This is a genomic window from Paenibacillus glucanolyticus, from assembly GCF_037333485.1.
GTDB lineage: Bacteria > Bacillota > Bacilli > Paenibacillales > Paenibacillaceae > Paenibacillus_AQ > Paenibacillus_AQ glucanolyticus.
Genome location: NZ_CP147845.1, coordinates 1,812,983 through 1,839,330 on the forward strand (window position 1 = coordinate 1,812,983; position 26,348 = coordinate 1,839,330).

At 48.5% G+C, this 26,348-nt stretch carries 22 protein-coding genes; 11 read left to right on the plus strand and 11 right to left on the minus strand.

Features of this window, described 5'->3' with window-relative positions; genetic code table 11:
- The first annotated feature begins 860 nt into the window (after positions 1-860).
- Entirely contained in the window at positions 861-1,217 is a 357-nt protein-coding gene (locus WDY75_RS08875) for a hypothetical protein (protein WP_063480328.1), read from the plus strand.
- On the opposite strand, the gene WDY75_RS08880 is transcribed toward WDY75_RS08875, so the two are convergent.
- The 4 genes from WDY75_RS08880 to WDY75_RS08895 form a co-directional block, all read right to left on the minus strand.
- Positions 1,218-1,865, minus strand: a complete 648-nt coding sequence (locus WDY75_RS08880) for a hypothetical protein (protein WP_063480327.1) — start codon at positions 1,863-1,865, stop codon at positions 1,218-1,220.
- A 183-nt stretch (positions 1,866-2,048) separates the two neighbouring features.
- Complete coding sequence (locus WDY75_RS08885) at positions 2,049-2,483, minus strand: flavodoxin domain-containing protein (protein ID WP_063480326.1); 435 nt, start codon at positions 2,481-2,483, stop codon at positions 2,049-2,051.
- Positions 2,484-2,846: 363 nt separating this feature from the next.
- Complete coding sequence (locus WDY75_RS08890; RefSeq protein ID WP_063480325.1) at positions 2,847-4,589, minus strand: sigma 54-interacting transcriptional regulator; 1,743 nt, start codon at positions 4,587-4,589, stop codon at positions 2,847-2,849.
- Positions 4,590-4,673: 84 nt separating this feature from the next.
- Positions 4,674-5,594 (minus strand): proline dehydrogenase family protein, encoded by a 921-nt coding sequence (locus WDY75_RS08895; protein WP_063480324.1) that lies wholly within the window; start codon positions 5,592-5,594, stop codon positions 4,674-4,676.
- Between the two features lie 175 nt (positions 5,595-5,769).
- Here WDY75_RS08895 and pruA point away from each other — a divergent pair, with 175 nt between their 5' ends.
- Positions 5,770-7,317 carry an L-glutamate gamma-semialdehyde dehydrogenase gene (pruA, locus tag WDY75_RS08900; RefSeq protein ID WP_063480323.1) on the plus strand — a complete coding sequence of 516 codons (1,548 nt, stop codon included), beginning with the start codon at positions 5,770-5,772 and terminating at the stop codon, positions 7,315-7,317.
- Positions 7,318-7,401: 84 nt separating this feature from the next.
- On the plus strand, positions 7,402-8,754 hold the full coding sequence (gene rpoN, locus WDY75_RS08905) for an RNA polymerase factor sigma-54 (RefSeq protein WP_063480322.1): 1,353 nt from the start codon (positions 7,402-7,404) through the stop codon (positions 8,752-8,754).
- Between the two features lie 215 nt (positions 8,755-8,969).
- Here rpoN and WDY75_RS08910 read toward each other — a convergent pair whose 3' ends face one another.
- On the minus strand, positions 8,970-10,115 hold the full coding sequence (locus tag WDY75_RS08910; RefSeq protein WP_063480321.1) for a lyase family protein: 1,146 nt from the start codon (positions 10,113-10,115) through the stop codon (positions 8,970-8,972).
- A 386-nt stretch (positions 10,116-10,501) separates the two neighbouring features.
- Between WDY75_RS08910 and gap the strand changes: the two genes are divergently transcribed.
- From gap to WDY75_RS08935, 5 genes are all read left to right on the plus strand, one after another.
- Positions 10,502-11,512 (plus strand): type I glyceraldehyde-3-phosphate dehydrogenase, encoded by a 1,011-nt coding sequence (gene gap, locus WDY75_RS08915; protein ID WP_063480320.1) that lies wholly within the window; start codon positions 10,502-10,504, stop codon positions 11,510-11,512.
- A complete protein-coding gene (locus WDY75_RS08920; RefSeq protein ID WP_006211966.1) occupies positions 11,509-11,688 on the plus strand; it encodes a GapA-binding peptide SR1P in 180 nt (59 codons plus the stop codon). The genes gap and WDY75_RS08920 overlap by 4 nt, the downstream gene beginning before the upstream one ends.
- Before the next feature lie 18 nt (positions 11,689-11,706).
- Positions 11,707-13,302: a phosphoenolpyruvate carboxykinase (ATP) gene (pckA, locus tag WDY75_RS08925; RefSeq protein WP_082834439.1), complete on the plus strand. Its 1,596-nt coding sequence runs from the start codon at positions 11,707-11,709 to the stop codon at positions 13,300-13,302.
- A 175-nt stretch (positions 13,303-13,477) separates the two neighbouring features.
- Complete coding sequence (locus WDY75_RS08930; RefSeq protein WP_006211963.1) at positions 13,478-14,197, plus strand: SDR family oxidoreductase; 720 nt, start codon at positions 13,478-13,480, stop codon at positions 14,195-14,197.
- A gap of 284 nt (positions 14,198-14,481) precedes the next feature.
- Positions 14,482-15,336, plus strand: a complete 855-nt coding sequence (locus WDY75_RS08935; protein ID WP_063480319.1) for an NAD-dependent epimerase/dehydratase family protein — start codon at positions 14,482-14,484, stop codon at positions 15,334-15,336.
- Between the two features lie 806 nt (positions 15,337-16,142).
- On the opposite strand, the gene WDY75_RS08940 is transcribed toward WDY75_RS08935, so the two are convergent.
- Positions 16,143-16,793 carry a hypothetical protein gene (locus WDY75_RS08940; protein ID WP_063480318.1) on the minus strand — a complete coding sequence of 217 codons (651 nt, stop codon included), beginning with the start codon at positions 16,791-16,793 and terminating at the stop codon, positions 16,143-16,145.
- A 716-nt stretch (positions 16,794-17,509) separates the two neighbouring features.
- Here WDY75_RS08940 and WDY75_RS08945 point away from each other — a divergent pair.
- Positions 17,510-18,019, plus strand: coding sequence for a GNAT family N-acetyltransferase (locus WDY75_RS08945; RefSeq protein ID WP_051449311.1), 510 nt, complete (start codon positions 17,510-17,512; stop codon positions 18,017-18,019).
- Between the two features lie 489 nt (positions 18,020-18,508).
- On the opposite strand, the gene WDY75_RS08950 is transcribed toward WDY75_RS08945, so the two are convergent.
- The 3 genes from WDY75_RS08950 to WDY75_RS08960 form a co-directional block, all read right to left on the minus strand.
- A complete protein-coding gene (locus WDY75_RS08950; RefSeq protein WP_338842112.1) occupies positions 18,509-18,808 on the minus strand; it encodes a DUF559 domain-containing protein in 300 nt (99 codons plus the stop codon).
- Between the two features lie 195 nt (positions 18,809-19,003).
- Positions 19,004-19,669 carry a YczE/YyaS/YitT family protein gene (locus tag WDY75_RS08955; protein ID WP_063480317.1) on the minus strand — a complete coding sequence of 222 codons (666 nt, stop codon included), beginning with the start codon at positions 19,667-19,669 and terminating at the stop codon, positions 19,004-19,006.
- Positions 19,670-19,832: 163 nt separating this feature from the next.
- Positions 19,833-20,816: a glycoside hydrolase family 43 protein gene (locus WDY75_RS08960; RefSeq protein ID WP_006211951.1), complete on the minus strand. Its 984-nt coding sequence runs from the start codon at positions 20,814-20,816 to the stop codon at positions 19,833-19,835.
- Between the two features lie 280 nt (positions 20,817-21,096).
- On the opposite strand from WDY75_RS08960, the gene WDY75_RS08965 reads away from it, so the two are divergent.
- Positions 21,097-22,443 carry a PLP-dependent aminotransferase family protein gene (locus WDY75_RS08965; protein ID WP_063480316.1) on the plus strand — a complete coding sequence of 449 codons (1,347 nt, stop codon included), beginning with the start codon at positions 21,097-21,099 and terminating at the stop codon, positions 22,441-22,443.
- Between the two features lie 101 nt (positions 22,444-22,544).
- Here WDY75_RS08965 and WDY75_RS08970 read toward each other — a convergent pair whose 3' ends face one another.
- A complete protein-coding gene (locus tag WDY75_RS08970) occupies positions 22,545-23,075 on the minus strand; it encodes a hypothetical protein (RefSeq protein ID WP_063480315.1) in 531 nt (176 codons plus the stop codon).
- A gap of 608 nt (positions 23,076-23,683) precedes the next feature.
- A complete protein-coding gene (gene mgtE, locus WDY75_RS08975; RefSeq protein WP_063480314.1) occupies positions 23,684-25,039 on the minus strand; it encodes a magnesium transporter in 1,356 nt (451 codons plus the stop codon).
- A gap of 257 nt (positions 25,040-25,296) precedes the next feature.
- Here mgtE and WDY75_RS08980 point away from each other — a divergent pair, with 257 nt between their 5' ends.
- Positions 25,297-26,214 (plus strand): aldo/keto reductase, encoded by a 918-nt coding sequence (locus WDY75_RS08980; protein WP_063480313.1) that lies wholly within the window; start codon positions 25,297-25,299, stop codon positions 26,212-26,214.
- Positions 26,215-26,348: the final 134 nt, after the last annotated feature.

Sequence of the window (26,348 nt, forward strand, 5' to 3'; positions counted from 1 at the left end):
CGGTGGTAATGGGTTAACGCTAATGCTAACGGGCAAAGACCACAGTTAACAGTAAGCTGCCAACGGCAAAGAGTAAGCAGTAGCAGTGAGCAGTCAGAAGTAAACAGTAGACAGTAAGCAGTAGCAGTGAGCAGTAACAGTAGCAGTAGCAGTAGCAGTAGCAGTAAGCAGTATGTGTAGTAGCAGTAAGCAAGTAACAGTAAGCGTGAATAGCCAATAGTAACTGTAGCAGTAACTCTAGAGTCAAAAGTAAGCATTAACAGCAAACAGTAACAACAAGCAAAAACCGTAAACAAGCCAATAGCATGAAGTAAAAGTCAACAGTACAGTAACGGTAACAGTGACAGTAACAGTAACAGTAAACAGTAGAGCTACTAAACAATAAGTAAAGGCGGAGACAAGGATGCGATAAGGCGAGCGTTGAATTCGACCGGCATGGTCAAGGTGCTGGAGCAATGAACGCGACGAAGACAGCGGTGAACGACTAACAATCACGCCCAACCGCTAACGCACAGACCAAAGACTACAGAACACAGAAACCTTTGCTAACTGTCACTCGTCAACCCCAACCGCCAAATGGCAAATGCGAGAGCTGCCCAGTTAAATGTGAGGACAGAGGTTCCGCTATTTCGTCCCATGTAGTTGTATATGGTCAGTTTGAGGACACCAGATCCGTTATTACTTAAAAAATGGCGATATTTAGTGATGTTTTAAGCAAATAACGGATCCTGAGTCCGGAAATTCTCAAAAACAGGTCAGTTTTCTCATAATAACGGATTCTGTGTCCAGTTTAGTATAGGCTCATCCAGAGTCGTGAGGCAACGCAGGTGCAATGCGAAACGAGAAGCCGCACAAGAGGCATGAAAGAAGCGCTGCTGACGAGGAGCGAAGTCCTCGACATGTCAGAAGTGCTTGAAGCAGCAAGCGCCCTCAATGCCCTCAATGAAGGAAATGCCGCAATGCCCAAAATGCCAGAAATCCTTAAAGCCCCCGAAAAAATGCCCGAAGTACCCGGAATGCTCGAAACGCTCAAAATCCTCGAAACGCTCGAAATTCTCGGATTGTCCGAACCCTCGAGATCCCCCAGATACCAGAGGTTCATGGTGGTTTCGATTACTAGGATTACTGGGAGCAACACACACCCTGCCTGGCAACCAACCAACAGGTGGCGCTACTGGATGTGGCTGCCCGCAAAGTACTGCTGCATAACCCCTTAATCATAAACGGAGTTTATAGGTGCGAGCTCGTCGTTCCCCGCTTGCAACGTCTAGTATTTGGAGCTCGACCAGCCTATGCAACAGGCGCCTTGTGTGTCTGTCGCTGACCCTAAGGTGATCAGCGAGTTCCAACGGGGTGATCGGACGCAGAAGCCTTCGCGTAAACCGGACAGCTTCCGCCTCAAGCCAAGTCAAGGTCGCAGGGACATCCGATGCAATAAATCGACCGACAAAAGACAATACGAGCTGCTGGCATTGTTTTGGCTCGTCGACGATGGAGGGGTAGGCGATCGGAAGAAAGGTCCAGCCATCCAAGGCCAATAAGCAGTGACGTCGGCATAAATCCTTGAACCTTCTGACGTCAAGATCGCGGGCATGCGGTCCATATCCTTGGATTTCGATTCCTCCTCTTGCCCCGCCAGGCATATAAGCCAAGTCCAAATAACGATAACCATTACTGAAATCACGTACTTCCCACTCTGGATACAAATCATTGAAATTACCGATCGCCGGAAACCATATCGAGCGCAGGAATTCGATTGTTCCATGACCTAATCCTTTATGAAGGATTTCGAGTCTGCGCGGATTTTTTTCATTTAGGGTATTTGTTTGCATCCAAGACTCATATTGCTTATCAAAACGTGACATGAATCGGTCTACCCCCTTTGGGTTGTTTAATAAAAACAAACATTAAAAAGCCGCCCCATACCCATGCAGCCCGATCACTTCATTCGGGTTACATCGTATGGAAGCGGCGTGTTCTTCACGTCCTCAGTAGGTATAGTATAACTCGCGGTTTTTGGGTTTAGCAACGGGTTCAGATTAAGATTCTCAGATCATGAACTTCTCTGCAAAGGTTCTAATCTTGTCCACGAAAATCCCCTTTAACGGATCCTCATTCTCTTTAGGCGCCGCATAAGCCTTATATCCGCCAAACGACTCCATACAAACGGCTGCTTTCTTGAGATCATTCGGAATATTCTCGTCCAGGATTTCCTCGGTTTTCCTAGGCTTCTCGTTACAAATAAAGTAGCCTATCTTCTTGTTTAGCAGCTCGCTATGATTCTTCTTAATAAAGTCGCGAAGCGGCTTATATATCTTTCCGTCTCTGACGCCCGCCCCCACAATAATGCTGTCGAATTCATCGATTGTCGGCTTCTCCGAGCCAATATCACAAATTCTACAATAGGGAAGCTGCTCCGATAAAAGCCTGGCACACTGCTCGGATGCTCCTGATTTGGTTGCGTACACAACGAGTATTGACAAGGTTCATCACTCACTTTGATTTGGAAGATTTATATAACTGGTGATTGGCATATCAAAAAAAGAGATGTTAGAAATAAAGTGCCTTATTCATCTAATATCTTGACTATCAAGATAAATTCATTGTAAATGTGAGGATAACGTTTGTCAACAAAACGGGATGTTAACAGATTCAAGATATGGATTATCAGCGGCAAAAAATAAAGCCGCAATCATAACGGAGCAATAACCCTACAAGAAATGAAGAAAGCCGATCCTATATCAGGGTCGGCTTTTTTGTGGATACATTTATATGTAGTTAAGGGTGTATAACTATTTATACAGTGCGATGGAAGAGTGTCCAATTAATTAGAATTCAGTGCATCATCAAAGATTCAGCCGTTTCAGCTTGTTATACAATGTAGCTCTTGAAATGCCAAGTTGTTTAGCCATGCTCAGCTTGTTACCGTTAACGGCTGCTAATGCCTGGGATAACAATTTCCGTTCGTAATCGTCGAGCGCGGCTTGAAACGCCTCTCCGGTGATGGGGGGAGTGTTCATATTGTTGGAATCATCGGCTGGGACGGGCAGCTGTTTGTCGCCAGAGTAAATGTTGTCAGGCAAATATTCGCGCCGGATCTCACCATCGGTGGAGAATATCACCAGTCGCTCTATGGTGTTGCGCAATTCTCTGATATTGCCCGGCCAGTCGTACCGCAGCAGATCTTCTAACACATCGGGAGCAATAGACTGGATGTGCCGGCCGTAAATAAGCGAGAATTCATGTAAAAAGGATTGCGTCAATTCGTAAATATCTTCTTTGCGTTCACGCAAGGAAGGAATCTCGATAGACACTACGTTCAGTCGATAGTACAGGTCCTCACGAAAGCTGCCTTCGGCAATCATCTGTTCCAGATTACGGTTGGTTGCTGCGATGATACGGCAGTCGGTCCGCTTCAGCTGTGTGCCGCCAACAGGAAAATAACTGCGCTCTTGCAGCACACGAAGCAGCTTGACCTGCATTTCCAGCGGCATTTCCCCGATTTCATCGAGGAACAATGTACCGCCGCTCGCGAGTTCTATTTTTCCTTTTTTGCCTTTGGGATCCGCTCCCGAGAACGCTCCCCGCTCATAGCCAAACAACTCACTCTCGAACAAGGCAGCCGGAATGGCTCCGCAGTTGATGGCGATATACGGAGCGCTGCTCCCTTCACGGGAATCGTGGATGGCTTTGGCGAAGAGCTCTTTCCCGGTGCCGCTTTTTCCTTGAATGAGAACCGTCGCTTTGGTTGTACTGATCTTACGGATGGTATCGATGCTATTCTTGATGGTTCGGCTAGTTCCTTTGATATGCTGGAAAGGGTCGCTGGAAGGGCTGAGCATGGCGACTTCCTTCTGTAAATGATGGACTTTGGTTGTCATCTGGATCAGTTCCTGATGGAGTCTCATTTGTGTAGTCAGATCGGATTCTGCCGCTACAGCGCCAATGATCTGATCATCTAAGGTGATGGGGTTGGAATTAATGAGGACAAACATATCCTGGCGAGGCCGATGCTGCATTTTATGCGCCGATTCGCCGGTTTTGAGCGTTCGGAGCGACTGCAAACGGTCCGCTTGGAAAAAATCCGAAGCAGGCTTCCCGATAATCTCGTCCCTGCGAATGGAGAAGATGTGCTCCGCGCCGGATGTCCAGACAGCCACATGGCCTTCCTCGTTGATGAGTGTAATTGCGACATCGGGATTAAGCGTTTCCAAAGTGGTGGAGAAATAGGCCTCCAGATGGCGAAACGCTTGCAGCGCAGCTTCGATCACATCGCTTGATGAGATGTAGCCAACGGGTGTGCCGTCACGTTCCACAATCGCCAGAGGGGCCGCTCGGAATGCTTGCGCAATACTTTGTATAGACTCATCTATATTTACAGCAGCAACATCCATTACACAGGGCTGATCAAGAATTTCGGCATCGGCTTCGAATTGTAGCAAACCATAACGGCCCTGACCGTCTTCCAAGAAGACAGGAACTCCGGCCGCCTCGTGTTGACCGTTCTCAAGCTCTGACAGGCTGGACAGATGAATCATGCTGTAATCCGTACGGATAAGGCATTCCAGACTAGGCAAAACATGTTTCATTCCGGTGCCCCCTATATATGAATACATTTTATCTTGTTTGTATTAATAGGGCCATTATACCCAGCCTGATTTTCAGTGTAAATATTATTTGAACATATTGCTGAGAACCATCCACAGATTGGCCGGTTTCTCGGCCAGTCGCCGGGTGTAGTAGGGGTACCACATCGTGCCATAAGGCATATAACAGCGGATGCGGTAGCCCTCTTTGGCTAATTCCGCCTGATCCGTCATCCGCAAGCCGTAGAGCATTTGGAACTCAAACGCATCGGCGGTGATGCCATTTTCCTTGGCGTAGGCTTTGACCCAATTTATGATTCTATCATCATGTGAGGCAATCGCTGTATATACGCCTCTGTCCAAATGCATCTGGATGATCCGTTTGTAATTGTCAATGACCTCATTCATTTGCTGATAGGCAATCGATGCCGGTTCATTATAGGCTCCCTTTACAAGCCGAAGATTGACTTTAGCATCAATCAATTGATTAACATCTTCCACTGTGCGATGCAGATATGCCTGGATGACGGTGCCGACATTGTTCAGACCCTCTGCATGCAGCCGGAGCACAATATCAATCGTGGCTTGGGTAAAAGGAGAATCTTCCATATCAATTCGGATGAAATTATTGTGTTGTTTAGCTTGGCGTACGATCGAGCGGATGTTATCGTAACAGACTTGCGGGTCGAGGGCCAATCCCATCTGCGTCGGCTTCAGCGATACATTGGAGCTGACTTTCCTCTCAGCGATGCCCTCCACAAGCCTGATATATTCTTCCCGGTATGCTGCAGCTTCGTTTAGGTGCGATATACCTTCTCCCAAATGATCCAGCGTCACCATGATTCCCTTGCCATTCAGGTGCTCAATTTCGTCCAGTGCCTCAGCGAGTGTGTCGCCTGCAATAAATTTACCTGCCAATTTCCGCCCGTATTTAATGGCAAGTTTCTCGACCAAACGGTTGCCGGATACCGACAACAGTGTTTTGCGATAAAGTTCAATGCGATCCAAAGGTTACTCCTCCTTACAAGAGCTTGATTAGTGTAATAAAAATACGGAATCGACATATTCTTAAGCAAAAAATGTGCCAAATATCATGGAGTTTGAACTTGGCACGATAATTGCTTGTAATCTTTGAATGAGAAAGCGATATCTAAAACAAATGGTGAGAGGATGGTTGTTCGATATGAGAACCGAGTTTAAGAATGAGGCATTTGTGAATTTTAAGGAAGAAAGAAACCACGAATTATATGAGCAGGCACTAAAAAAAGCAGAGGCTGAACTAGGCAAAGAGTACCCGCTCATCATTGGCGGCGAGAGAATTACAACGGACCGTACAGCCCTTTCCATAAATCCGGCCAATCATTCGCAGGTGATTGGCATTGTCTCGCAAGCGGATGCCCAGCTTGCAGAGAAAGCGATCCAAGTCGCGGCAGCGACATTCGAGACATGGAAGCGCACCGATCCGAATGAACGCGCAAGGTATCTGTACCGGGCAGCAGCCATTCTGCGCCGGCGCAAGCATGAATTCTCGGCCATCATGACCTTCGAGGCCGGAAAGACCAGAGTAGAGGCTGATGTGGAAACGGCGGAAGCCATTGATTTCCTGGAATTTTATGCACGGGAGATGCAGCGGCTCAGTCTGCCTCAGCCGTTAACGGCAAGTGCCGAGGAAGAGAATGAGCTGTATTATATCCCGCTTGGAGTTGGTGTCGTTATTCCGCCTTGGAATTTTCCGCTGGCCATAATGGCAGGTATGACTACAGCAGCTCTTGTTACCGGCAATACCGTTGTCCTAAAGCCGGCAAGCACTACGCCGGTGATTGCAGCGAAATTTATGGCCTTGCTGGAAGAGGTGGGTCTTCCACCCGGTGTTGTCAATTACCTCCCGGGTCCCGGCGGTGAAGTAGGGGACTACCTGGTCGACCATCCGCTTACAAGATTCATCAGCTTTACTGGTTCCCGGGATGTCGGTCTCCGAATTAATGAACGAGCTGCCAAGGCTAATCCGGGACAAAAGTGGATCAAGCGGGTCGTGGCCGAGATGGGCGGCAAAGATGCCATCGTTGTGGATTCCGAAGCTGATCTGGATCTGGCAGCGGATATGATAACAATGTCCGCATTCGGGTTCTCCGGGCAAAAGTGCTCTGCTTGTTCACGCTCCATCATCCATGAAGACGTATACGACACGGTACTGGAACGGGTAGTGGAGCGTGCGAGTCAGTTGAAGATGACAAACCCGGCACATGCAGATGCCAATCTGGGGCCGGTTATAGATGAGAAAGCATATAATAAAATCCTGGAATATATTGAAATTGGCAAGCAGGAAGGGCGTTTGGTGCTCGGCGGCAGTACGGGTGACTCGAACGGCTATTTTATCGAGCCTACCATCTTCGCAGATGTGGCTGCGGATGCCCGAATTTCACAGGAAGAGATCTTTGGACCAGTCGTAGCGTTCACAAAAGCGGCGTCGTTTGACGAAGCCATACAAATTGCAAACGGAACCGATTATGGTTTAACAGGGGCTGTCATCTCGCGCAATGGCGCTAACCTGGAGAAAGCCAGACGTGAGTACCACGTCGGGAATTTATATTTCAACCGCAAGTGCACAGGGGCTTTGGTTGGAACTCATCCGTTCGGCGGATTCAATATGTCGGGTACGGATTCCAAGGCAGGGGGCCGGGATTATCTGCTGCTGTTTACTCAAGGCAAGCTGGTTTCCGACCGGTTTTAATGAGACTTTCTGTAACATTCAACTTTCAATATTCAATGTTCATTGCAAACCAAATTAAGTATAGTAGAGGAAAAAGATCGTAGGATGCAGTTTGAGCTGACCCTGGAGGAAGGGGGAGATGAGTTGTTAAACTATTCATTGGTGCAGGATCAACGTACGACTCTGACTGTAACACCTGAATTGAAGCAGTCGATTCATATTTTGTCATTGTCAGGTTATGAGCTTTTGCAATATTTGCAGGAACAGGCGATGGAGAACCCGGTCCTTGAGATTGAAGCTGGACGTGATGGGTATCTATATCGCAAGAAACGCGGAGCAAGCAGCGGCAGCATTGCGTATGATCAAGATCCGTTGTGGAATGTGAAGTCGGCGCAAGAATCCATGGAGACAAGGCTGCAGAATCAGCTCCGTCTCCTCTCCCTTCCAACCGATGTGTACCGGGTTGCTGCCTTTTTGGCGGGGAATCTTAATGATGACGGGTATCTGGATGCGGAGTTGTCAGACCTCGGAGGAGTGTTGAAGGTTTCTGATGATCTTCTGGAGGCAGCGCTTCATCAGCTGCAATCTCTGGAGCCAGCAGGAATAGGCTCCAGGAGTTTGCAGGAATGCCTGCTGCTGCAAATCGCGCGGGACCCGGAACCTGTTCCGTATGCGGAAGAAATCGTGGATGGGTATTTACCGCAGCTGGCCGATGGAAGTTTCGATCAGATCGGCTTTTCTTTACGAATCAGCAAGGAGCAGGTGAGCAGGGCATCACAGTATATCCGCAGCCTGAATCCGCGTCCGGGGTTATCGATGAGCATTCCAGAACGACATTATATTGTTCCTGATGCTGTAGTCCGCTGTGTAGGGGATGGTTGGACGGTTGCAATGCATCCGTATGCCCACCCCAGGCTTTCCGTGAATAAGGAATGCCGGGAGTGGATCAAAATCAGGCAAACGGCCGAAGCGGACTCCTATTTAAACCATTGTTTTAATTCGGCGCGTTGGATTGAACGCTGTATCGAGATGCGGAAGCTGACCCTGATGAGGGTAGTAACGGCGATGATGGAGGAACAACAGGAATTTCTGGCGAGAGGTGTGAGAGGTCTTCGGCCGATGAATTTGCTTACCATCTCCAGCATGTTGGATATGCATGAATCCACAGTCAGCCGGGCAATTCACGACAAGTTCGTGCTTACTCCGCAAGGAGTGTTTCCTTTGAAATTTTTTTTCGCACCAAGCATAGCCACAGCGGACGGAAGCGGGGCATCCTCGCGCAGTGTAAAGCTGAGGATCAGGGAACTTGTCGATGCCGAGAACAAGAGCAAGCCGCACTCCGATCAGACCATCGTTGAGCTATTATTTGCAGAAGGAATACAGTTATCGCGCAGAACGGTGACCAAGTACCGTGAAGAATTGAAAATCTTATCCTCAACCTATCGGAGGCGGAGATGATAAAGGGTGTTTAGCATGTTGGCCCCGAGCCTTTGGAACAGAACTGAAGGGGCTCCCGAAAGGGATGCTGGGCAATGGAGCACGATTTTCTTCCGTGGTTCTAGTCTCTGTGGAACACTGCGCTATGATTCATCTTTAAAAAAAGCGGCGCAGGGAGTATTCCTGCGCCGCTATTTCATTTCAATTGCCCTGTAGTTACCCCTATCAGGGAATATTTAGCGGAAGACTGGGCTGGAAGAATTCGAGCTTCCCCTGGCACCCAGCGTGAAGGATTGGATTCCGTTGATAAGCAAGCTCAAGGACTCCATCACATTGTAGATGATAATGGGCGGGATAGCGTTTCGATCCGGCATGCCGATTTCAGCTGCGAGGCTGATGCTGTGATCGAGTCCCATGACCTGAAAGGCAGATTGGCTTAGGGATATGGCCTTTTCGTGTACGATGCCGTTGGCCGGATGGATATCGATCTGCTCCAACGAAGCACCGAGGCGAATGTCGCTGCATAACTTGGACAGGTTAACAGCCAGGCCTTTTAGTGCGGAAGAGAGCTCAACAACAACATGATAAGATGGTTCCCCGCTCTTGGAAGGAAACAGCTCGATTTGGGTTAGCTCTTGTAAATGGGAGGTAGCTCTCTCGTTAAATCCGGAATGATGATCAGGCTGTCTGCCCATGGCTGCCGAATTCAAGCAGATGATATTCATCTGCGAGACGGCTTTGTCCAGTCGTGTCATATCGCTTTGAATGCACTCGCCATAATCCTCGAATTGGCGGCTGAACCATAGCGGAGCACCGGAATGATACATAGAAATTTCTGGCGTGTGGAGCTGGTCGAGGGGTTCCTTTTTGTACAATAATTCGGTTATCAAATCCTGCAAGGACTTGATTAAATCCTGTGTGAGCCGATAAGCTGCGATCTGAAGAGAAGCCGACATGACCCCGTTTGACGTCTGACCTAAATTCGCGTGCAGCTCAGGATTGACAACACTATAGTTTCCTTTATCTTCAAGCAGGAATTCCAGGGCGCGGTTGGCCAGTACTTCATTCATATTGGTGTTCAGAATATCCCCGGATGCGCTTTGCGAATAATCGGCGATGAAGTGCTTCGAATGTTTACCCCTCAATATCTCCTCTGCTGCCTGTACAATGAGGTTGCCGATTCGTTGAGGCAGCGCACCGATTTCCAGATTTGCTTTTGCAGCCGCGATTTTAACATTAGCCATGGCTGCGATAAACGCTCGGTGAACGGGCGTTCCGGCAGTCGGATAAACTTCGGCGGCTCGCAGTGTTTGAATCCCATAGTAAGCATAGGCAGGTACCTCTACAGCCCCTAATTCGTCTCGTTCGATTCTTATCATCATGATCATGATCCCTCCGCAAGTTTGGTGATAACCTTGACTTGAACTTATGAAGATTAAACAAGCAATTTCTGTACCAACAATCACGGATGTAATTAAAAAAATTAACTTAAGTCCGGTTAGGTGATGGAATCGTATAACAAAAGCGGATTGCTCGGATCTTGTGTGTGCTCATTGAGGACAAACGGTGTACTATGGGGCGATTTGGCGGCACCAGGCAGTAACCGCCTCTCTGTGAATACAGAGGGTGGTTTTTGTAATTATTTTAATATGACGTCATAAATAATAATTTTACAACAAATATGCTATTATATATTGCGCGTTATTTATTTATATTGTACATTAATTGCGTAAGAAGGATATATAAAGCGTATAATTGGAGGGATGAAATGAATCCGGGAATCGGTATAAGCGGAATGGGGAGAATCGGCCGGTTATTGATCAGGAGGCTGATGGCTGAGCATTCAACTCAACTGAAGGCGATTAACAGCATGCATCCCATTGAGACCATCGCCCATTTGTTGAAATACGATTCGATTCATGGGACGTGGGATGCTGCGATATGGGGAAAGGACGATGCCCTTATCATTAATGGGCATTCCATACAGGTGATATATGAGCCTGATCCATCGCGCATACCATGGCAAGCCCTTGGCGTGGAGATCGTCATTGATGCAACTGGAAAGTTCAACAACCGTGAGAGTGCAGAGCAGCATAAGGCGGGAGGCGCATTAACGGTGATCATCTCCGCACCGGGAGACCGAATGGATCTGACGGTTGTCATGGGGGTCAACGACCATCAGTATCATCCCCGGAAGCACACTCTGCTGTCGGCGGCATCCTGTACAACGAACTGCTTGTCTCCCGTATTGTTTATTTTGGATCAGGCGTACGGTGTGGAGCGGGGATGGATGACCACCATTCATTCCTTCACCTCGGACCAGAGGCATCTCGATAATCCCCACAAGGATTTGCGAAGGGCCAGGGGCTGTACGCAATCCATTGTTCCGACTTCGACAGGTGTTGGCAAATCGCTGATCGATGTGCTTCCCCATCTGTCCGGCTGCGTTGAGGGAACCTCCATCCGAGTTCCAACGCAGGACGTATCCCTGATTGATCTGACCCTGCGGGTCTCAAAAGAAATGACAACGGAGGATGTACAGGGCGTGCTGCGCGAAGCGGCAAGAGGTGCTTTTTCGGCATATGTGGATTATACGGAGGAACCGCTTGTATCTGCCGATTTTATAGGAAACGACAAGTCAGCGGTCATAGATGGCTTAACGGTAAGCGCATCTGATGGATTTATTAAATTAATGGCTTGGTATGACAATGAGTGGGGATATGCAAGCAGAGTTATAGACTTAACCCATCTGGTACAAGAGAGGATGAGTGAAGCATGAACGATTCCGTTAAACAAATGAATATGGGTGTCATCTTATGCAGACATTGCAACGCTCAAGTCGATACAGTGGATACGGATCGGATTGCCACCTTCTATGGTGTATGCGATCAGCCGGAGTGCCGGGAGCTGCACAGCCGTTTGGATGTACCGGGAGTTGTCATGGACGAAGAATAACGATATGAAGAGGCTGAAATGGGAGGAATTACGGTGAACGCAAATCGTAAAATGAACACACGGATGGCCAGCCTGCATGTGGAGACATCTCGAAGAAACCTGCCGGTTGTCAAACTTGTGGAGGCAGCTCTTTCTCAAGGAGAGGGGAAGCTTAGCTCCGCAGGCGCTCTGCAAGTTTTGACTGGAAAGTATACTGGACGTTCACCGAAGGATAAATTTATTGTTAGAGAAAGCGAAACGGAAGACCATATTGCTTGGGGCGGAGTCAACCAGGCACTGACTCCGGAACAATTCGATTCGCTATATGAGAAGATGATGAATTACATGGAGTATCGCAGGTTATTCGTTTTTGACGGATATGCCGGGGCAGACCCCGATTATCGATTGCCAATTCGAATCGTTAACGAGCACGCATGGCAGAGCCTGTTTGTCCGCCAATTATTCATACGGCCCTCGGCGGCAGAATTACAGTCCCACGAACCCGAATTTACTGTTTTGGCGATGCCTGGTTTGAAAGCGGATCCCTTTGTGGATGGTACGAATTCCGAGACCTTCATTGCGATATCCTTCGCAAGAAGGACGGTGCTCATCGGGGGAACCCACTATGCAGGTGAGATGAAGAAATCCATCTTCAGTGTGCTGAACTATCTGCTGCCATTCCGCGGCGTCATGCCGATGCACTGCTCGGCCAATATCGGGGAGGCGGGAGACACGGCTTTGTTCTTCGGGTTATCGGGGACAGGCAAAACGACGTTGTCTGCTGATCCGAACCGCAGATTGATCGGAGATGACGAGCATGGCTGGTCCGACAAAGGCGTATTTAATTTTGAAGGCGGATGTTATGCCAAATGCATTGGGCTGACGCAGACGAATGAGCCCCAGATCTGGAATGCGATTCGATTCGGCTCTGTTCTGGAGAACGTGGCCATTGATGCTGTATCAGGCGAAGCCGATTACAACGATAAGGCATTGACGGAGAATACGCGGGCGGCGTATCCGATTGATTATATCCAAGGGGCGGTGATACCGGGAGTGGCCGGTCATCCCAAGGTCATTATCTTTTTAACCGCAGATGCCTCCGGTGTGCTTCCTCCCGTATCGAAGCTTACGAAGGAGCAGGCCATGTATCATTTCCTGTCGGGATACACCTCCAAGCTGGCAGGTACGGAGCGCGGCGTCACGGAGCCTGAAGCCACGTTCTCGGCATGCTTTGGCGCCCCGTTCCTCCCCCTTCAGCCGAATGTGTATGCAGAAATGCTCGGGAACAACATCACGAAGCACGATACCCGCGTCTATCTCGTCAACACAGGGTGGAGCGGCGGTCCGTACGGGATCGGCCAACGGATGAACCTGTCATACACAAGAGCTATGATTACAGCTATTATAAATGGAAGTATCGAGAACACCTCGTTCATTCCCCAGCCAGTGTTTGGCGTATGGATTCCAGCCGCTATTTCCGGAGTTCCGGATGAGCTGCTAGACCCGAGGAACGTATGGACAGATAAGGACGCGTATGACCGTGGAGCGAGAGAGCTTGGGAGGTTATTTGCTCAAAATTTCGAGAAATTTCGTGACATACCAGACGCCATCAAGCTAGCCGGACCGCGGCTATAGCGGTAGCTCGGCAAGTTAAACCCGGAAAACGTCACCACATGAAGTGGTGCGTTTTTTGGTTATGTGGAACATGCTGCAGACCGCCCATTTCGATCTGAGCGACAAGTCCATGTATAATGAAATGAGGTAGGTACAAGAGCAGCCGAATTCATTATTTTATCAAGGAGACCTAAGAATGAAGAATTATATTATATTTGGCGCAAGCAAAGGGCTGGGAGACGCCTTTGTCAAAGGCCTTCCCCAAGCGGGAGATCGGGTTTGGGTGGTATCCCGAAGCAGACCGGGCAGTTTGGATATGGAGGATGGGGTCCAGCGAAAATGGGTCCAAGCCGATCTCTCACAGCCGAAGGCCGTTCAAGAAGTGGCAAATTCCTTACAGCATGAGAAACTGGATGTGTTGATATATAACGTTGGGATATGGGAAAAAGAGGGTTTCGAGGATCACTATAATTTTGATGAGGATGACCCTGCGGAGATTGCTAACATCATACATGTGAACATCACCTCTACGATAACCTGCATGCAAGCGCTGCTGCCGAATCTGCGTAAATCCGAAGCAGGCAAAATCATTATGATTGGCTCCACTGCCGGCTTGGATCATACGAACAATGCCCAAGTCTCTTTTGTGGCATCCAAATTCAGTTTGCGCGGCATTACCCATGCTCTGCGGGAGCATGTCCGTAAAGACGGCATAGCGGTTACTTGCATTAATCCGGGCGAGCTTGCAGCCGAGATCCCCTATGAAGATGGGGCGGAGAAGGCCATATCCGAATACGGGGGCACCCGAATCCCGGTTCAAGATATCGTCTCGCTTGTCCGGTGCGTAGTCGGTTTATCGAAGGCGGCATGTGTCAAAGAAATTAATGTGCCGGCGATAACGGATTTAAACGCATAGAATGATTGTAAGGGATTTTACAGAATAATTTTACATGCTACATATTTGAAGCACGCCGAATAGGCGTGTTTTTTCATGTGAAAAGCGATACCGCGAGCGGTCTATTCGATTGTTGAGGGAACCGTCTTCATCGAAAGAATTGGTATTGGTATAGTCCGTTCCATGGAAAGTGGCACTTAATAGGTCTATCCCCATCATGCTAAGATGGAAACTACCCCTACACTGAAGTTCGGTCTGACAACGTTGGGTTCATTCCTATTTGTATTCGATTGGAGGTCGTTAAGTTGAACATATTTGTTGCCGGCTCCACAGGAGTCATTGGGCAATTACTGCTTCCCAAGCTCGTTCAGGCAGGTCACGAGGTTGTAGGAATGACACACAACCCTCAGCGTAAGGAGTTCATTGAATCCTGGGGAGCCAGGGGCGTTGTCGCAGATGCCTTTGATCGGGAAGGGATGATAGCTGTAATCGAGGACATACGCCCGGATGTGGTCATTCATCAGCTCACTTCATTAAGCGAATGGAACCTCGAGGATAATGCGAGGATTCGCATGGAGGGAACACGCCATTTGGTGGAAGCTGCTCAGGCTGCAGGTGTTAAGCGAATGATTGCTCAAAGCATTTCGTGGGCCTATGAGCCCGGGGATTACCCCGCCACCGAAGAGGTATCCCTGGACATTCATGCACCTGCGCCGCGCAAGTCTACGATCGACGGCATCGTTTCGTTGGAACATGCTGTCGCACAACTGCCAAATCACGTCATTCTACGGTATGGCATGCTGTATGGCCCTAACACATGGTACGATGCCAAGGGGAGTGTGGCGGAAAAGGTAGTGCATCGAGCGCTCCCGTCAACGGACGGGGTTACGTCATTTCTTCATGTTGAGGATGCGGCGAATGCTGCCCTGCTGGCACTGGATTGGCCGATAGGTCCGGTAAACATTGTTGATGACGAGCCTGCGGCTGGAAGGTTGTGGCTGCCGGTGTATGCGGATGCGCTGCAAGCACCTACTCCTGAATATCAAGCGGGGAGCCGTCGTGGCGAACGTGGTGCTTCGAATGCCAAAGCTCGGAAGGAGTACGGCTGGGAGCCGCTCTATCCAACGTGGCGATCAGGTTTTGCGCATGCGCTGGAGTGAGGGCTTAGCGCCTCTCGTGCTGGCGTTACGCATATCGACATAGCCAAGGTAACATGGGGTGTTCTGAGAAGAAGTGAGGTACCATGGAATGCTCAGAACGAGATCAACAAGGCACCGTGGGGTGTTCTGAACGAGACCAAACCAGATCTAACGGACATCACAGCCGTTATTCCTGCTGAAAAGGCCGCAATTCTAATGTAACGGACAGCAGAAGCGCTATATTGACTATTGAGGGCATTGGAGCTGTCCTTTTCCTTGAATAACGACGCCTGAGTCCGTTACCCATTGCAAATTGCAAATTTGCCTCGAATAACGCTTACTCGGTCCGTTATCCATCTCGAAATGCAATGTTCCCCTAATAAAATCTACTGACTCCGTAAGTAACGCCTACTCGGTCCGTAAGCGATACCTACGATATCTCTAGCTTCCGACGGGTACCTACATGATCTCCAAATCCACGAGTTTACGAGGGTTTGACTGGCATGTCTTTCCGTATATTGCAGAAGCTCCGTCAACACTGCAGAAGCTCCGCTGAGTCTAAAAGAGAGTTCTAAACCAAACCAGATCTAACGGACATCACAGCCGTTATTCCTGCTGAAAAGGCCGCAATTCTAATGTAACGGACAGCAGAAGCGCTATATTGACTATTGTGGGCATTGGAGCTGTCCTTTTCCTTGAATAACGACGCCTGAGTCCGTTACCCATTGTAAATTGCAAATTTACCTCGAATAACGCCTACTCGGTCCGTTATCCATCTCGAAATGCAATGTTCCCCTAATAAAGTCTACTGACTCCGTAAGTAACGCCTACTCGGTCCGTAAACGATACCTACGGTACCTCATATTACCGCTAGACACGTACATGATCTCCAAATCCACGAGTTTATGCAGAATTCGACGGGCATGCCTGTCTGTAATGCGCAGATGATCCGCCAACTCTAAAGGCGTGAATGGTCTCAGCAGCCGCCTGGCAAAACGTACCGTCTCGGCTTCAAAAGAAGTTAATGCATGCGGAGTATCAAGAGAAGTGAATTTGCCGATGAAGGATAGAACAAGCTGCTGGCATCGTCGAGGCTCATCTTGAATCGATAGGTAAGGGATGGGGAGGAATATCCAATCATCCAGCGCTAATAAGCAATGCCGCCAGCATAAATCCTTGAATCGTCTTACATCAAGATCTCTGGCGTGAGGGCCGTAGCCTTGAATCTCAATTCCTCCTTTGACACCGCCAGGCGTATAAGCCAAATCCACGTAACGAAATCCATTGTTGAAATCGCGTACTTCCCACTCGGGATACAGGTGGTCAAAATGCTGTATCGTTGGGAACCAAATGGTGCGTAAAAATTCGACGGTGCCGTGACCTAGTCCCTTCTCAAGCAATTCGCGCCGCCTGGGGTTTTCCTCCTGCTCAATATTGAGCTGCATCCACTCTTCATATTTTTGAACAAATCTTGACACGCGGATTCTCTCCTCTGTTAAAAGGTAAATGCAAAAAGCCGCCCCGATACAACGTATCGAAGCGGCGTGTACTTCACGACCGAATTTATCTACTAGACAAGTGTATCTTGAAAGTTAGATATCAGCAAGCATGTTTTTGCGATCTTATAGGGACTTGGTTTACGTTAGTGCATGATGCCTTTCCTTTACTGTGGACGATGAACGGGCGAGAGGTTAATTTTTATGAGAAATCTACTATTCCGAAGACAAACTGTACGTATCATACACAAGAGCATCAAAAACACTTGGCGTCACAATGAAGCCAAACGCAAATCTCAGGATAAATTGCATGTGCCTTAAGTGCGGATTACCAAAGGAGGTTCAGTTTAAGTTATCCATAAAGAGTGATGAAGCAGACGGCAGAGTTGATGGAATTGGTGTTCCATTGCGAGTTGAGTTTCAGTAACGTTGCTCTAAGCAAGAAGAGTTTTAGCTGCGGATACCAACCGAGTTGAGTTTCAGCTACGGAGCTCAAGCAAGGAAAGTTTCAGTATCGGTCTTCCGAGCGAGAAAGGTTTTAGCTAGGGTGCTCTAAGCAAGAAGAGTTTCAACTATGGTGCTCTAAGTGAGGTGAGTTTCAACTACAGTGCTCCAAGCGAAGGCTAGTTTCAGCTACCGGTGTTGTTGCAGCCGTCCAATCATAGTAAACTGATCTAAAAACAATAGTAGGTGCAGCGATGAATATTGAAATTCGGACAGGACGCAGTGAGGATATTCAAGAAATCATGGGTTTGATTGCCCGCTGCGTTCAGGTGATGCAGGCTGGAGGCAGCGATCAATGGGATGAGTTCTATCCGAACCGGGATGTGATCGGGGAGGATTTGCGGAACGGAACGCTCTTTGTAGCTGAGGGAGAAGGCCGTATCTTAGGGATTGTTGTCCTTGATGAATCACAGGACGAGCAGTATCAGACGATTAACTGGAAGCAGGCAGAGGGTCCGCATTTAATGATGCACCGCCTTGCCGTCGATCCGAAAGCGCAGGGGAAGGGCATTGCACGCAAGCTTGTTGCCTTCTCCGAAGAATACGGCATACGCGGAGGTTATAGCAGCCTCCGGCTGGATACTTACTCCAAGAATGCGTCAGCGCTCAAGTTGTATCAAGGTTTGGGTTATGATCTGCGAGGTGAAGTGAACTTCCCTGGCAGGGTTGCAAGTTTCCCTGTATTTGAGAAGGTTTTCCAATAAGGAAGCAACTTAAGAAGTCTGCTGAGACCCGTACTGATGCGGGTTGACAGCAGACTTTTTCAGATTATAAGAAGGTCATACCGCAGCTGTCGTGTCGGTGTCGGTGTCGGTTCGCTATCACCCGGTATGGCTCTTGCGTGGTAACACTGGACCATCAATTAACGCGAAAGGCTTTGGCTGTATTTATCTACGAGCAGATAGCGGAGGAACATTTCATCCATAAAACCCGGGCGATCAGCAGTTAGCATGCTGCCGATCGCCACAGAAGATGTGAAGATCAAGCCTTCAGTTATAAACACTGTGCCGCATGAGGATGCAGCTCGTATTTCACTACATGTTTGCCTTGCGATCCGGTGACGGGCAAAAGCAACCCCTTATCGCAGAGGAAATGAAGAAAGCGTTAGAGCCGTTCGATGGTTTAAGCGCAGATGTGTCTTGACATCAATCGGGCGAAGCGGACGGGCAAGCATGCACCCAAAACGGATAATTTCACGCTCCGTAACCCGTGGGCACACCCACAGAGGAAGTAGCGGCATGATAACGGCTGATCACTATCCTGAGGAGCATTATGCAGATCTCGGGACGGTTAGCCATATCATCGTAAGCAAAAGAAATAACCTGATAACCCATAGCTGATAAAAACGTTTCCCGATTTAACTCGTTGCAAAAGGTTTGCCTGTCCATGCCGCTTGCATAAGTATCCAGCCCTTTAATCTCTATGATGAGTTTCAAGTGTGACGTGATGAAGGCGAAGTCGCAGAAATAAGATACTCCCCGCCAGTCCAGCACCTCGAACTGCGGATGCAAATCGCGGAAATGGCCGTGCAGCCTATCAAAATAAAAAAGAACGCCCCGACATACTCCAGGAAAAGGAGTGAATCAGGACGTTCTTCGTCTCTAACAGCCCATTATAATCAAAATGAAGCCAATTAACCATATACTCTTATAAGTTATGACCATAACCCGATTGGACGCGCCCCAGAATTATTGGCCTTGCTCAATGACTGCTTTGGCAGTTCTTTTGCTGCTCAAACGAAATGCGATCCGGCGCAGCAGCTTGATGAAATAACCGACCAGAAAAGCCGAAATGACCGTACCCTCGCGTACGCCTTCAATCGAACCGAACGCAAACAGTGATATGACAATCCCGATGGATACCAGTGTCCAGTCGAATATGATTTTGATATTGCCGAATTCGGCTCCAAGCTTCTCGGAAATGACCTTCACGATGCCTTCACCCGGGTTCAGAATGGCATTGGCGATAATTTGAAGATAGATGCCCACCGCCAGGATGATGCAGCCAGTCAGCAAAGCCAGCATGTTCATGAAATACATCGTAAAGTTAATCGAACTTACCATATACGCTCCCAAATCAAGAAAAAGGCCGAACAGCACCCCGACAAACACTTGAAGATATTGAATCTTGGGAAACTGCTTGCCGAGCAGGAGGGCCTGAAGCACCACAAATAGCACACAGATTCCTATAGTCATCACTCCCATGGAGATGGGGAACTTTAAACTAAGCACATAGGGAACACTAGCGATAGGGGATGTACCGATATTGGCTTTGGTTACGAGAGCAGTGCCGACCCCCATCAATAAAAGACCTGCAATCAGGATCATGTATCGTTGGACAAGCTGTTTTGCCATTCACGCATTCCTTCTTTCTTATGATATTTCTAGCTCCGCTACCTCAAAATCTCGAACAAATAATACCGACTATAATGGTATCACTAAACAGCGGCAGAAATGCATGGATAAACATGAAAAAGCTGAGCTCCATATGCCATGGAACCCAGCTGGTCTGATTACTTTATTTACTGTAAGGGTCAATCGTCTGAATAGTGCCATCCGCATTGTATTTCAACTCGGTGAATTTCACGCTGCGTTTGTTATCCGCTCCTCCAGAGAGGGAGCTGTCATGATAGAAGAGATACCACTTATCCTGGAACTGCACGATGGAGTGGTGGGTTGTCCAGCCGATAACCGGCGTGAGAATCGTCCCCTTGAATTCAAATGGACCTGTCGGGCTCTGGCTGGTGCCATACACGATTTGGTGTGTCGAACCGGTGGAGTAAGAGAGGTAGTAGGTGCCGTTGTATTTATGAACCCACGGACCTTCAAAATATCTTCTCTCTTCATCTCCGGCAGTTATCGGACTGCCATTCTCATCAATGATGGATATTTCTTGCGGTGTATCCTTGAACGTGAGCATGTCGTCACTCAGTTCGGCAACCCGCGGTCCGATGGCAGGTGCATCTGCGGCAGGTCCCTCCCCATCCGGAATGTGGGAGCCGGTCTGCCATTGCTCCAGCTGTCCACCCCAGAGGCCGCCAAAATAAATGTACGCCCGGTTATCGTCATCCACGAATACGGCAGGGTCAATGCTGTAGCTGCCCGGGATGTAGTCGGGCTCCGGCGTGAAAGGTCCGGAAGGGGACGAACTGGTAGCTACGCCAAGACGGAATATGTCGTTATGATCTCGGGCAGGGAAGTACAAGTAATAGGTGTCGTTTTTATAAGCAGCATCCGGTGCCCACATCTGTTTCTTGGCCCACGGAACATCCTTTACATGCAGGGCTTGACCATGGTCAACGCACGGAGCGTTCACATCTTCCATCGATAAAACGTGGTAGTCTTCCATATCGTACTGATCGCCATTATCATTGGACGTGTTCTCATGATCAAGGTCATGGGATGGATAAATATAAATCTTTCCCTCAAATACATGGGCAGAAGGGTCTGCGGTGTAAATGTGGGTTACGATGGGTTCATTAGGTTGTGCCGGTTTGCTCATGATATATCCTCCTTGGTTTATTGCGTTTGTAAGCGTTATATTTTTTATTCTATCAAACGTCCATCTCGCATTAAACCTAATAAAATTAGGTATTATACCTAAAAATTTTAGATCTTTGCTCCTTTTAGTCTTTTGTTGTGTTTTTTTAACATGAAATAACGCTGAAATGATGGGAGAGGGAGTAAACGGATACGGCGATCATTCACCTCAAAACTTAACCAAGCCCTCGATACCGTCAGGGTGGTGGGTTATAATCTAAGCATAAGAGGGGGCGCAGCGGATGAAAAAATACATGTCCATTCTGGTTGATATGGAATCGAAGATTCAGGAAGGACAATACCGTCCCGGTCAGAAGCTGCCCTCCGTCCGAAGCGCTGCACAACAATACGGATGCAGCATCAGCACGGTCATTCGCGCCTATGCTGAGCTGGAGGAGCGGCATGCCATATATTCGGTTTCGCAAAGCGGCTATTATGTAGTTCAGAAGGAGAGCGATCCCGATAACAGGGACGAAAGCCTGATTGATTTTGCCTCGGCTTCTCCCGACGTGAACGTGTTCCCTTATCTGGACTTTCAGCACTGTTTGAACAAGGCCATCGATACCTACAAATACCATCTCTTCACGTATGGTGACGGGAAAGGAATGGATAAACTCCGCCATACGCTGGTTTCCCATTTTGCAGACAGCCAGGTGTTTACCCGCCCAGAGCGGATTATGGTGACGTCCGGTGCCCAGCAGGCGATGGAAATACTGGCGAAGATGCCGTTTCCTAACGGAAAATCGGTGATTCTGGTGGAGCAGCCCAGCTACAATAACTTTTTGCATTTTCTGGAGTCGGAGAATGTTCCGGTTGTGGGCATTCCTCGTTCTATAGCGGGGATCGATATCGGGTTGTTGGAGGAGAAGTTTAAGACCGGACATATTAAGTTTTTTTATACGATGCCAAGATACCACAATCCGCTTGGAACCTCGCTTCGAGTCGAGGAGCGGAAAGCGATCGCCGCATTGGCGAGCCAATATGATGTATTTGTGGTGGAAGATGATTACATGGCCGATCTGGGGGATGAGCGAGGATTCGATCCGGTTTATGCGTATAACCAAACTTCACACATCATCTATTTGAAAAGCTTTTCGAAGATTATCTTTCCAGGTTTGCGTCTCGGGGCAGTTGTTCTGCCGGAAAGCCTGCTGGAGGAATTTTACGCCTATAAAAAATACGGGGATGCTTCACTGCTGTCCCAAGCTGCGCTCGAAATTTATATCAGCAACGGCATGTATGAACGGCATAAACAGAAAATCTACAGGCAGTATGAGACCCGAATGGTGGCTTTGGATTCCGCTGTGCAGTTATATGGAGGAACTGGACTTATTGAAGTCGTACCCGGCAACGGTGGAATATATAAAATATTCAAGCTGCCGCATAACGTAAATTTGGAGCGTTTGATCAAGCGGCTGGAGGAGCGGAGCATCTTAGTGGTATCAGGCAAGCCGTTCTACCTGTCCCAGTATCTGGAGCGCGACAAATTCATACGCATCAGTATTTCCAGAGTGAGCCAGGCGCAGATTGAGGCAGGGGTTCAGACGATTGTGGAGGAAGTGAAGCGGGAACTGGGGAACCGGTGGTGATGATCGGAAGGATGGTGTAGTGCAGGCTGATCGGCCGATAGGGTTCCGCTGAAGAAAAAGACGTGCTGTCTGCAAGCCCCTCAAGGGGACATGCAGACGATTCACGTCAGAAAGAATCGGACCAGACCCAGCACAGCAAAAGCGAATAATACCACCCCGGAACCTATCCCTGTGATTGCGCTGTTTGCTACCCGCAGTTTAGGGGACACAAACAGGGAAATAATCGAAACGGCCACCAGTAGAGCTGCCAGAACGTAAAGACTTGGATCGTCAAATACACGGGAAAGCCCGATGAAATGAATGCCGACGATGAAGGCGATCCATGGCGCTACATAATCTTTGCGTTTTTTTCGGATGAGGAGAAAAGCTCCAAGCCCTGCCAGGAAAAATTCAACATAAACGGAGATGAGGTAATTCTTGAAGTTCGTTTGATCCGTTAGCGCAGAAGGTGCACCCCAGTTTGTTATACTTAAATAAACCCCCAGCAAACACACCAGGAGCGCAGCACCCGATGCGATGCCCAGGTATTTGCGCCAGCTTGCCCGCGGATTTTCCTGTGCCCAACCAAACCAGCTCATGCTGAACATACCGAAGATCGATGCGTACATGGCGTAATCCCGTATGTATTCCATTCAACCCCTCCATGATTAAGGAAAAATTTACATGACATTCGCGTTAATACTATATCATGGAACGGAGGGTTCCGTGATAGGTTCCGGGTAAAAAAATTCAAACGTCATTATCATCCTGAAGGGTGAGATTGGCCTCAACTGCTCGTTGCATGATTATGAAGAAGAAAATAGATGGAATTCGCTGCCCTGGTTCATCAAGGCGGCTTATTGATGTTCTCGAGCAAACATGCTTCTTCACAGATTTAGCTTGGTAGGATACACGTTCCAATCCGCCTAATCATAGTATGGGGAAAATACAATCACGTTACAAAATATGGTGAATGCCATCTATTTAACGGACTGCTGACAGCATCCTTGTCAGGCTTGGATACAGATTGAGCAGTTTGCTGTTGAGGGGGAGATTATCCCCTTATTGGAATGGATACGTAATCGAATCGAGGGAACCGTGTTGGCATTTCATGCTGCAGTCTCTGGGAACATCAGTCGATTGCATCCATTGGCCGCGATTGACATCCCTCCACGGGCAGAGCCCCAAAAGACTTCCGGTTCATTAACCGGAAGTCTTTTTTTGAAAGGATATGTATCCGTCCCAGATAGCGCGTGCTCGGCTAAATGTAAGAAAGAAACAAGGTGGCGATGCCGAAGTAAATGACAAGCGAGAGAATATCGTTGATGGTTGTAATTAACGGCCCGGAAGCCACAGCCGGATCAATCTTGAATTTAAATAGAATGAGAGGAATGATGGTACCCGCCATGGTTCCGACGATGAGGGTTGCAACCAGCGAGCTTCCAACCACAAACCCCAGGTAGAGATTGCCCTGCCAGAAATAGGCGATTAAGGAGATCAGAAAGCCGCATGTCACACCGATCATCAAACCGACCTTCAGCTCTCTTGCTAACAACCGGTATACCAGCGATTTGCTCATTTCCTTTGTTGTCAGACCACGAACAATGACCGCAAGGGACTGTGTACCGGTATTTCCGGTCATACCTGCAATCATGGGCATGAAGAAGGCGAGGGCCACAACCTGTGCTAGCGTTTCTTCAAATCGGGAAATGATTGTTCCCGAGATCAGACCGATGAATAAGAGCAGAATCAGCCAAGGCAATCTTCGGTAGGCCGCTACCGTGGCCTTGGTGTTAAAATCAATGGATTTTCCGCCAGTGGCGTTCATTTTCCGGATGTCCTCATCTGCTTCACTGATGACCACATCGAGAATATCGTCAACGGTAATGATCCCCACCAACCGGTTGTCCTGTTCAACGACCGGAATCGCGACCAAATCATACTTTTGGATAAGCAGCGCGACCTCCTCCTGATCCGCATCCACAGGCACGGACAGAACTCGGCTATGCATGATATCCACGATATATTCATCCGGCTCGGCCAAGATGAGCCCGCGGTAGGAAACCACGCCCATGAGTTTCTTGTCATGATCGATAACGTACAGATAGTTGATCGTTTCCGAAATAGAAACATAGGTTTTCAGCTTCTGCACCACCTCCGACACGGTGTAATGCTGAGGAATCCAGACATAGCGGTTGGTCATGATCCGGCCGGCCGTTTCCGGCGGATATTTCATGATGTTCCGTACAAATTGGGATTCTTCGTCCCGCATTCCTCTAATGAGCTCGTCTTTCTGTTCGGGAGACAGCTCGTCCAGCAGAATGGCCAAGTCGTCATTATCCATCAAGTCCAGGATGATGGCGGTTTTTTCTTTACCCAGCCTGGTCAACACTTCAATTTGATTGGGATGCTCCATTTCCTGGATCATATCGGCAATCTGGTCTTCATTCAGAAATTTCAGAAGCTGAGCCTGCTCCGTACTACTTAGATGGCTATGTACTCTTGCCAGATCATAAGGCAGAAATTCATGGATGATGTGCTGAAAGTCTGTCGAATTCTTCGCTTGCAGACTCTCCTTAATGTCCGGCATTAATTGCTCGAGTGTTCGAGAATTCACGCTGAAATCCCCCTTTCTTATTCCATAACAGGATAACGGAATGCATTATTATAGGGTTCACCATAACAACTTATTATTAAACAGTCTACATATGGGGGATGTGTGAAAATAAAATTTTTGAATGGAACAAGAGAAAGCCCTAATGTGCGAGCTGCCATCCGTATATAATCAAGCTGTCAAATTCATTTCGATTGTTGCAAACGGTTGCAATATCACATAAGATATAGGCGCACAAATCTGCGGGAAGAGGTGAGCGTATGAAATACAGACGATTAGGCAAAACCGATCTGAAGGTATCTGTAGTCGGTGTGGGAACATGGCAGTTTGGCGGTGATTGGGGGAAGGATTTCGACCAAAGGGAAGTTGACGAAATCTTGACCCGCGCGAAGGAACTGGGCATTAATTTGTTAGATACAGCCGAGTGTTACGGGCCTCATCATATGTCTGAGAATTTCATCGGGGATTTCTTGTCGCGTGACCGCCGCGAGGATTGGGTTATTGCCTCCAAGTTTGGTCATCAGTGGCATGAGCAATGGGAGAATGCCTGGGACGCGAAGCAGATTCGAATCCAGCTGGAGGAATCTCTTAAAGCGCTGCGTACGGATTATATCGACCTATATCAATTCCATTCCGGCTCGGATGAAGTGTTCAATAATGATGAGATGTGGACGATGCTGGACAAGCAGGTTCAGGCGGGAACGATCCGCAATCTCGGGATATCGATCGGAAGCAACAGGAATATCTATCAAACCGACAAGGCTGCGGAGCTGAATGCCAAGGCGATTCAGGTTGTGTATAACCGTCTGGATCAGGCACCGGAGGAAGAGGTTCTCCCTTCATGCCTGAAGCAGGATCTTGGTGTATTGGCACGGGTTCCACTGGCAAGCGGGTACTTGAGCGGGAAATACAAGCCGGGGACGGTGTTCAGCGATAAAGTGCGCAGGAACCGTGACCAGGACGAGATTAATGCCAAGCTGAAGCTTGTGGAAGAGATCAGACAGAAGGAAGTGCCCGAAGGCGTGAATATGGCGGAATGGGCGCTGGCCTGGTGTCTGAAGCATCCGGCGGTCAGCTGTGTCATTCCGGGCTGCAAAAGCGTGGATCAGGTAGAGATGAACGCAAAGGCCGTGGAGCAGGATCTGGTGAACGAAGAACACCCGGGTGCTTGGAAATAATCAAGCAGCGGTCGTAACTGACGCAGGCTGTTACGGGATGAGCGGGTTAGATAGTAGAATGTTTAAGCATCTCAAGGTCTTTCGTAGATCCTTGAGATGCTTTTTTCATGGTGGCTATCCAAGTGAATCTCTTA